The organism is Micromonospora sp. NPDC049060, from assembly GCF_040649055.1.
Taxonomy (GTDB): Bacteria; Actinomycetota; Actinomycetes; order Mycobacteriales; family Micromonosporaceae; genus Micromonospora; species Micromonospora reichwaldensis.
The window spans coordinates 1-4,046 of sequence record NZ_JBEZEV010000165.1 but is presented as its reverse complement, the minus strand read 5'-3'; the positions used below and the strand labels follow the sequence as shown (position 1 = coordinate 4,046).

Sequence of the window (4,046 nt, the reverse complement as noted above, 5' to 3'; positions counted from 1 at the left end):
CCGTGTCCCCCCACGCCCCCGCCGCGCGGCCCCACCCAAAAAACCACCACCCCCCCCCCGCGCCCGGGGGGCCCCCCCGCCCCCCCCCCGGAGCTACTGCTGGGCGCCGGTGGGGAGCTTCAGACCGTTGATCGGAGTGAGCGGGAGAAGCTTCTTCCCGGTCGGGCCGATCTGGATCTCGGTGTCCATCGACGGGCAGACGCCGCAGTCGAAGCACGGGGTCCACCGGCAGTCGTCCTGCTCGTACTCGCTGAGCGAGTCCTGCCAGTCCTGCCAGAGCCAGTCCTTGTCCAGGCCCGAGTCCAGGTGGTCCCAGGGCAGGACCTCCAGCTCGTCGCGCTGGCGGGTGGTGTACCAGTCGAGGTCGACGCCGAAGGCCGGCAGGACCTCGGTCGCCGCCTCCACCCAGCGCTGGTAGGAGAAGTGCTCGCTCCAGCCGTCGAACCGGCCGCCGTTCTCCCACACCCGCCGGATCACCGCGCCGACCCGCCGGTCACCCCGGCTGAGCAGGCCCTCGATCAGCGACGGCTCGCCGTCGTGGTAGCGGAAGCCGATCGCCCGACCGAGCGACCGGTCCGCGTTGATCGCCTGCTTGAGCATCTTGAGCCGGCCGTCGATGACCTCCGGCCGCTCCATCGACGCCCACTGGAACGGGGTGTGCGGCTTCGGCACGAACCCGCCGATGGAGACCGTGCAGCGGATGTCCTTCGAGCCGGTGGCGGCCCGGCCGGCCCGGATGACCTCATGGGCCATGTCCGCGATCTCGAGGACGTCCTCGTCGGTCTCGGTGGGCAGGCCGCACATGAAGTACAGCTTCACCTGCCGCCAGCCGTTCGTGTACGCGGTGACGACGGTGCGGATCAGGTCTTCCTTCGACACCATCTTGTTGATGACCTTGCGGATCCGCTCCGACCCGCCCTCGGGGGCGAAGGTCAGGCCGGTGCGCCGCCCGTTGCGGGACAACTCCTGCGCGAGGTCGATGTTGAACGCGTCCACCCGGGTCGACGGCAGCGAGAGCGACACGTTGGTGCCCTCGTACTGCTGGGCCAGGCCGGAGCACATGTCGCCGATCTCGGAGTGGTCGGCCGACGACAGCGACAGCAGGCCCACCTCGTGGAAGCCGGAGAACTCCAGCCCCTCCCGCACCATCTGCCCGACCGTGGTGATGGAGCGCTCGCGCACCGGGCGGGTGATCATGCCGGCCTGGCAGAACCGGCAGCCCCGGGTGCAGCCCCGGAAGATCTCCACGGCGTACCGCTCGTGCACGGTCTCGGCCAGGGGCACCAGGGGCTTCTTCGGGTACGGCCAGGCGTCCAGGTCCATGGTCGTGCGCTTGTGCACCCGGAACGGCACGTCCGCCCGGTTCGGCACGACCCGCTGGATGCGGCCGTCGGGCAGGTAGTCCACGTCGTAGAAGCGCGGCACGTAGACGCTCTCGGTGCGGGCCAGGCGCAGCAGCAGCTCGTCGCGCCCGCCAGGGGAGCCCTCGGCCTTCCACTCCCGCACGATCCCGGTGATCTCCAGGACCGCCTCCTCGCCGTCGCCAAGCACGGCGGCGTCGACGAAGTCGGCGATCGGCTCCGGGTTGAACGCGGCGTGGCCGCCGGCCACGATCACCGGGTCGGCGTCGGTGCGGTCGGCGGCGAGCAGCGGGATGCCGGCCAGGTCGATCGCGGTGAGCAGGTTGGTGTAGCCCAGCTCGGTGGAGAAGGAGACGCCGAAGACGTCGAAGTCGCGCACGGAGCGGTGCGCGTCGACGGTGAACTGCGGCACGCCGTGGGTGCGCATCAGCTTCTCCAGGTCCGGCCAGACCGCGTAGGTCCGCTCGGCGAGCACGTCGGGCAGCTCGTTGAGCACCTCGTAGAGGATCTGCACGCCCTGGTTGGGCAGGCCGACCTCGTAGGCGTCGGGATACATCAGCGCCCAGCGCACGGCCGCCGCGTCCCAGTCCTTGACCACCGCGCCCAGCTCGCCACCGACGTACTGGATGGGCTTGGTCACCTGGGGCAGCAGCGGCTCCAGCCGGGGCCAGACCGAATTGGCCGCGGCGGGGCGCGGCGTGGTGGACGGGACGCTCATGATGCCCAAGGGTACGCGGCCCGGCGGCGGCCGCCGCGCGCACGCCGGTCGCCACGCCCCCGGGGCGCCGGGCGCCGCGCCCCCGGCACGTCGCGGCGCCCGTCCGACCCTGCGGTACCGGCGGCGGCGGTGGCCGGAATCGCCCCGCTGGCGCATCGGTACTAACCTCGGACCGGCGCGAGAGGAGATTGCCGCGATGCCGCAGCCGCAGCCGGGCACGGACCGGCCGGCCGACGGGAGTCCCCCGGGTCAGGACCAGGGTCCGGATCCGGCGGTCACCGAGGAGCCCCCGACCTCCCCCGCAACGCCCGCCCCCGCCGGCGGCACGGGCCCGGAGGGCACCCGTGAGCTGCCCACCGACGACCCCGGGCCGACCGCGACGTCCGACATCGGGCAGGACGCGGACGACGCCGGGGTGCGCGGCGCCGGGGCCGACGCCGCGCGGCCGGACACGGGTGACGCCACCACGCCGCACAGCACGGGCGACGCCACCGACCGGCCGGACACCGGTGACGCCACGCCGCCGCAGGACGCCGACGACGCCGGGGCCGAGGGCACCCGGAACGCCGGGCCCGGGCGGATGGCCGGCACCGGCCCGGAGGGCACCCGCCTGCTGCCCGACGACGGCCCGCCGGCCGCGGGACCGCAGGGCACCCGGATGTTCCCCGGCGACGAGCGGCCGGCCGTGGGACCGCAGGGCACCCGGATGTTCTCCCCCGACGAGCTACCGGCCGAACCGCCCGCGCCCCGGTGGAGCGGTTCGGCGGCGGTACCCCCGCCGAAGCCGCGCAAGCGCGCCTGGGGCGAGTCGGCCGAGATCCCCCCGGTGCCGGCGCCTCCGCCGGCGCCCCCGCCCGAGCAGCCCGCCGAGCACCGCACGCCGGTCGACCCGTGGGCGGGCGCGGACACCGGCGGGTGGGACCTGCCGCCGCCTCCGCCGCCCTCGCCGACGCTGCCCTACCCCGCCGCGCCGCCGCCCCGGCCGTACTCCGGACCGCCGGCGCCACCCGTGCACTCCGCGCCACCCGTGCACTCCCCCGCGCCACCGGAGCCACCGCGTCCGGCGCCGCCGCGGGCCGCGTACCCGGCCGCCCCGCGGCCGTCGGCGTACCCCGTCTCCCCGCCGCCCGCGGCCTACCCGGTCTCCCCGCCGCCGGCCTCCCGGGCGCCCGGCCCGGCCCGCCCGGCGCCACCCCCGCCTCCGCCGCCCGCGCCGCCGAGGCAACGGCGGGCGACGGCGCCGCCGGCCGGCCCGCCACCCGGCCAGCAGGCCCCCAGGGGGTACGCCCCGAGGCCAGCCCGCAAGCGTCGCCGCTGGCCGTGGTACCTGCTGCTGATGCTGGCCTGCTGCTGCGGCTGCCCGGCCTACTACGGGGTGCCGATGGCGTCGCAGTACCCGGCCGAGGCCAGCCTGCCGGCCGAGGTGGCCGACCTGCGGCTGCGCGACGACAACACCAGCAAGGCGACCGCCAAGCAGTTGGAGGCGGACGTGCGCAAGGCGCACTGGCTGGCCGAGAAGACCTTCGCCGGCGTCTACGCCACGCCCGCCGGCAAGCGGGTGACGGTCTTCGGCGGCACCGGCTTCCGGTTCACCCCGGAGTCCGACGCGGAGGACGAGATCACCCGCCTCACCGGGCAGTACTCCCTCGGCGAGGCCCAGGTGGTCGACACCGGCGTACGCGGCCGGCACCAGCGTTGCGCGGTGGGACGCGCCGACGGCCAGGACGTGGTGGTGTGCACCTCGGTCGACCACGGCAGCATCGCCACCGCGGTCTTCACCCGGCTCTCCCTCGACGACAGCGCCACCCTGCTCGGCACCCTGCGGGAGCAGATGGTCACGACCAACCAGAAGTAGCGGCTCCACCGGCTCGGCGATCCCCGTCCGGTACGCCTCCTCCAGCGCCGCCTCCGGGGTGTCGAACCCGTCCGGGCGCCAGCTGTGGTCGTAGAGCAGGAACAGCGGCGCC

General features: G+C 75.1%; 2 protein-coding genes and 1 pseudogene. 1 reads left to right on the top strand and 2 read right to left on the bottom strand.

All coding sequences use genetic code 11. The annotated features are described in order from the left end of the window. Positions 1–93: 93 nt before the first annotated feature. On the bottom strand, positions 94–2,079 hold the full coding sequence (locus AB0B83_RS29975; RefSeq protein WP_357580986.1) for a TIGR03960 family B12-binding radical SAM protein: 1,986 nt from the start codon (positions 2,077–2,079) through the stop codon (positions 94–96). Positions 2,080–2,737: 658 nt separating this feature from the next. On the opposite strand from AB0B83_RS29975, the gene AB0B83_RS29970 reads away from it, so the two are divergent. Next, positions 2,738–3,934: a hypothetical protein gene (locus AB0B83_RS29970; RefSeq protein ID WP_357580987.1), complete on the top strand. Its 1,197-nt coding sequence runs from the start codon at positions 2,738–2,740 to the stop codon at positions 3,932–3,934. Between the two features lie 18 nt (positions 3,935–3,952). On the opposite strand, the pseudogene AB0B83_RS29965 reads toward AB0B83_RS29970, so the two are convergent. Continuing rightward, positions 3,953–4,046 (bottom strand): annotated as a pseudogene (locus AB0B83_RS29965) (metallophosphoesterase); the annotation flags it as partial.

Coding starts and splice junctions, on each gene's coding strand:
- AB0B83_RS29975 (WP_357580986.1), bottom strand. CDS start 2,079: ATGAGCGTCCCGTCCACCACGCCGCGCCCCGCCGCGGCCAATTCGGTC.
- AB0B83_RS29970 (WP_357580987.1), top strand. CDS start 2,738: ATGTTCCCCGGCGACGAGCGGCCGGCCGTGGGACCGCAGGGCACCCGG.